The organism is Bradyrhizobium sp. 61 (assembly GCF_023073075.1).
Classification (GTDB): Bacteria; Pseudomonadota; Alphaproteobacteria; order Rhizobiales; family Xanthobacteraceae; genus Bradyrhizobium; species Bradyrhizobium barranii.
The window spans coordinates 1-4,304 of the sequence record NZ_JADPIU010000081.1 but is presented as its reverse complement, the minus strand read 5'-3'; the positions used below and the strand labels follow the sequence as shown (position 1 = coordinate 4,304).

The following is a 4,304-nucleotide window of genomic DNA, read 5'->3' as shown; positions in this document are numbered from 1 at the left end:
ACCGCCCGCTGGCAGTGAACTGGCCGGCGAAGTCGTGGAAGTTGGCCGCCACTGCGTCGGGTTCAAGGTGGGGGATCGCGTGATGGCCTTGTCGCGAGGCTCCCACGCAGAATTCGCAGCTGTCGACTGTCGGCTTGCTGTCCCAATTCCCGAGGGAGTTTCCTGGCAGGTAGCGGCTGCGCTGCCCGCTTGGTACATGACGGCGCACGACGCGCTCTTCAACCAAGGAGAATTGCGCGCCGGAGAAACCGTTCTGATACAGGGCGTGACCTCTGGTGTAGGACAGGCTGCCGCCCAACTCGCCCGACTGGGCGGCGCGCGCACCGTTGTGGGCGTTGCCCGCTCCAATGCCAAGCTGCGGCAACTGGTGAACACAGTGGTCGACCTGGGCCTGCTCATGGAGACCGACTGGCCCGCCGAGGCGAGAAAAGCGACCGAGGGGCGAGGGGCCAATCTCGTCATCGATATGGTCGGCGGTGGAGCGCTCACCGGGAATCTTCAAAGCTTGGCAATAAGCGGTCGCCTTGTCACCGTCGGACGACTCGGGGGAAGCAGCGATACGCTCGACATCGGAATGCTTGCTTTCAAACGCGCCCGACTAATCGGCGTCACGTTCCGCTCGCGCAGCCTCGAGGACAAAGCTGCAATAGCTCGTTCGTTCGCCACCGACGTTCTACCGCATGTGATCGAGGGTCGGCTCATGCCGAGAATCGATCGAATCTTCCCGCTCAGTGCAGCTTCGGCTGCACAGGCGCTAGTGCAACGCAACGAACATTTTGGAAAGGTATTGTTGGCAATCCGATGAATGGTCCCGACATGAAGACGGCCGCAGGAGCGGCGAAGATCAGGGCAGAAAGCGAGCCGACATTGAAGGGACGACTCCGAGGACGTCGCATCCTGATCACCGGCGGGGGCACGGGTATTGGTCGGGCGGTCGCCGAGGGCTGCGTAGCGGAGGGTGCCACGATCTGCGTGCTAGGGCGCAGAAAGGAACAACTCGAGCAAGTTCGAGCCTCGACCGGCGGATTTGCGATTAGTGTCGACCTGCGGGATGAAGCAATGACAACCCGCGCGATCGACGAATGCGCACAGCACATGGCCGGTATCGATGGGCTGGTGAACGCAGTCGGCGTCCTTGATGTCTGTACATTAGAGGAGAGTAATCTCGCACGCTGGAACGAAAGCATCGCGGCTAACCTGACGGCCCCCTTCCTTGCCTGCCGCGCGGCGCTGCGTCATTTGCGCCAAGCCGCAAACACCGGAGAAAGCTCGGCCATCGTCAATATCGCCGCCCTTGCCGCACTGATGCCCGGTGTTAGCAGCGCAGGTTACTCCGCGGCGAAGGCCGGGCTGCTTCAATACAGCCGAACGATCGCCGCTGAGTTGGGACCTGCCATCCGCGTGAACAGCGTCTGTCCTGGAGCAGTTGATACTCCCATGATGAACGGATATCTGGCCATGCCCGAGGTAGATCGGGACAGGTTTATTTCCCGCTATGCGCTGGGTCGCCTGGCACGGGCCCAAGAAGTGGCGAACGTCGTGACCTTCCTGCTCAGCAGCGACGCGTCATGTGTCATTGGCAGCAATTTTGTCGTAGATGGAGGACGAGCTTATCGGTGACTGCAGAGGATCCGACGCCCTGACGTTATCGCGCGCTCTCGGGCTCTCCGTGACGTGCGCGTCGATTGATCTTATCAACGCTGATGCTGCCCGTGCTGCCCCTGACAACAAGTTTGCCTGGTGTAACTGAACCATAGGGAGAAGCTGCGCCGGCAGATGCACCCTGTTTCATCTGGTGAATGAGCCAGAGACCGCAGGCGGTTGTGATCTCCGCGTTTGGCACGGAGATCGTCGTCAGGCCCGGCCCCCACCATCGAAAGCCCGGCTCGTCGCTGAATCCCACCACCGACAACTGCTGGGGAATCTGAATGCCGCCATCCACGACTTCGTCGAGTATGCCGCGTGTGATTTGGAGGGAGCCCAGCACCAATCCCGTTGGGGGATGCTTCAGATCGAGCAACCGACGCAAGGCCTGGCGCCCAAATTCCGACGAAACGCCGGGTCCGAAGATCGTCAGCTCCTCATCGATTGGCAGGTTGTCCTGGGCCATTAGGAAACCCTCAAGGCGCTCCTGCCCAACGGTCACCGTACGCGGAGGGCCGATGTAGGCAATGCGCGAATGGCCCAGCTCTAGCAGATGCCGAGTGGCCATCCGAAGTGCTTGGACATTGTCGAAACAAAACCACTGATCGTACAGCAGCGAACTCCGACGGATCAGTTGCACGTAAGGTGTCTTCTTCAGCAGCCTGACAGACTCCGGGAGCGGCTTGACGCTGGGAACGATGACGATACCGGCGACCCCCGCGCTGCATAACTCGCGCAGATGGCGCAATTCCGCGGCGGGATCGTCGTTGGTTTCTGACAAGACCAACTGGTAGCCTGCGGCTTCCATGCACTTCGAGAGAGCATGAGCCCCGATGCTGTACTGGCTGTTCCCTAGGTCGGGGAGCATCAATCCTACAAGTTTGCTGGATGCTCCGCGCATCATTTGAGCTGCGCGATTGGCAACGTATCCCGCCCGGAAAGCCGCCTCCGTGACGCGCTGCCTCGTCGCTAGGCTGATCCTGGAATCGTTGGCAAGTGCACGACCGACCGTGGATACGGACAGTTGCAGTTCGTTGGCAAGGTCTTTGGCAGTGATCATAGCAATACTGAAGCGCCCCCCTTCTATCGATATCACAGGCCGGAGAGCCGTTCATAACGGCGGCCGCTATCATGGCCGAGGGAGCCACTTGCACGACCTCCCGCTCGGCAGAGTAAGTGCGGACCGCCGCGACCATCGTTAGATGCATCATATGCTTTCGTTTGCATCAATTGATAGTCGAAATCGTCTCCCACTGATCTCTTGAGGCCCCCCTTGCTGTGAAATCTCCAATTGCAATTCGCCGGCGGCGGCTTTAGTTTTATGCTAACGATAGCATGCACAGATGACCCGATAAGAAAGAGGTGAGCCCGCGGGGGCGGCTATGAATTCAGTTCAATTTCCGAGGGGAGGAAAAATCATTTCTGGAAAGACGCTTACAGCCACGTTGTTGTTCGTCCTAACGATAGGAGCCGCATTTGCCCAGAAGTACGATCCGGGCGCTTCTGATACCGAGATCAGGCTGGGGCAAACTATCCCCTATAGCGGCGCGGTTTCGGCTTCAGCAGCGGTCGGGCTGGCCTCAATTGCGTACTTCGACGACATCAACAAAAAAGGCGGTATTCATGGTCGTATGATCAGACTCCATTCTGTCGACGACGGATACAATCCACCAAAGACCGTAGAGCTTACACGTCGGCTCATCGAGAGCGACGAAGTATTAGCCGTGTATGGATCGCTCGGCACGCCCACGAACGCCGCAGTACAAAAATATCTAAATGCAAGAAGAATCCCGCAGCTTTTTATTGCGACTGGCGCCAGCCGATTCAACGATCCAAAGGCCTTTCCGTGGACGGTACCGCTGCTCCCGAACTTCGGGGCAGAGGGGCGCGCAACGGCTCGCTACGTGCTTTCTGCGATTCCAGATCCGAAGATTGCTGTCGTTTACCAGAATGACGACTTTGGAAAGGATTATTTAGCCGGCTTCAAGGCCGGCCTTGGCGAGAAGGCCGGGACACTAATCATAAGTGAACAAAGCTACGAGGTAACCGCGCCGACGATCCAATCCCAGATTGTCGCTGCGAAAGCATCCGGTGCAAACGTATTCTATTTCGTAGGGACGCAAAAATTCGGCGCTATGCAGATCCGCCTGCGCCATGAGATTGGCTGGAAACCAGTGTCTCTCACATGTAGCATTTCTTCTGGGCTGGAGACCGTGCTTAAGCCCGCCGGCCTTGAACAGTCTGAAGGCCTAATCTCTACGGCCTACAGCAAGGATCCAGCAGATCGCAGGTGGGAGAATGATGACGATGTCAGGGGATATCTAGCTTGGGCCAAGGAGTATCTTCCGCAGAAAGACCCGAACAGCGACAGCATCCTGGTTGGTTACCTTGCGTCATATCTAATGGCGCACGTTCTCGAAAAAGCCGGATCGACGCTAACACACGAAAACCTGCTGGAAATCAGCTCCCATCTAACTCAAGTAAAAGTGCCAATGCTGCTTCCCGGCATCACGGTAACGACCACGCCGGACAACTACAGTGTGATCAACAAATTCCAATTGCAGAAGTTCGAGTCAGGACGCTGGGTGCCGTTTGGTGACCTCGTGAGTGGGGAATAGCGGGCCATCAGGCCCTTTCTTTTGCACAGACAACCGGGACCA

Annotated in this window: 4 protein-coding genes; 3 read left to right on the top strand and 1 reads right to left on the bottom strand. The window is 58.0% G+C overall.

From position 1 onward, the window contains the following. Positions 1 to 805, top strand: an 805-nt coding sequence (locus IVB46_RS30940) for a zinc-binding dehydrogenase (RefSeq protein WP_247344179.1), incomplete at its 5' end; no start/stop codon positions are given. Positions 806 to 816: 11 nt separating this feature from the next. Beyond that, on the top strand, positions 817 to 1,620 hold the full coding sequence (locus IVB46_RS30935) for an SDR family oxidoreductase (protein ID WP_247344175.1): 804 nt from the start codon (positions 817 to 819) through the stop codon (positions 1,618 to 1,620). A gap of 25 nt (positions 1,621 to 1,645) precedes the next feature. Here IVB46_RS30935 and IVB46_RS30930 read toward each other — a convergent pair whose 3' ends face one another. Then, positions 1,646 to 2,704: a LacI family DNA-binding transcriptional regulator gene (locus IVB46_RS30930; protein ID WP_247311596.1), complete on the bottom strand. Its 1,059-nt coding sequence runs from the start codon at positions 2,702 to 2,704 to the stop codon at positions 1,646 to 1,648. A 322-nt stretch (positions 2,705 to 3,026) separates the two neighbouring features. Here IVB46_RS30930 and IVB46_RS30925 point away from each other — a divergent pair, with 322 nt between their 5' ends. Further along, a complete protein-coding gene (locus IVB46_RS30925; protein ID WP_247311599.1) occupies positions 3,027 to 4,262 on the top strand; it encodes an ABC transporter substrate-binding protein in 1,236 nt (411 codons plus the stop codon). Positions 4,263 to 4,304 lie beyond the last annotated feature (42 nt).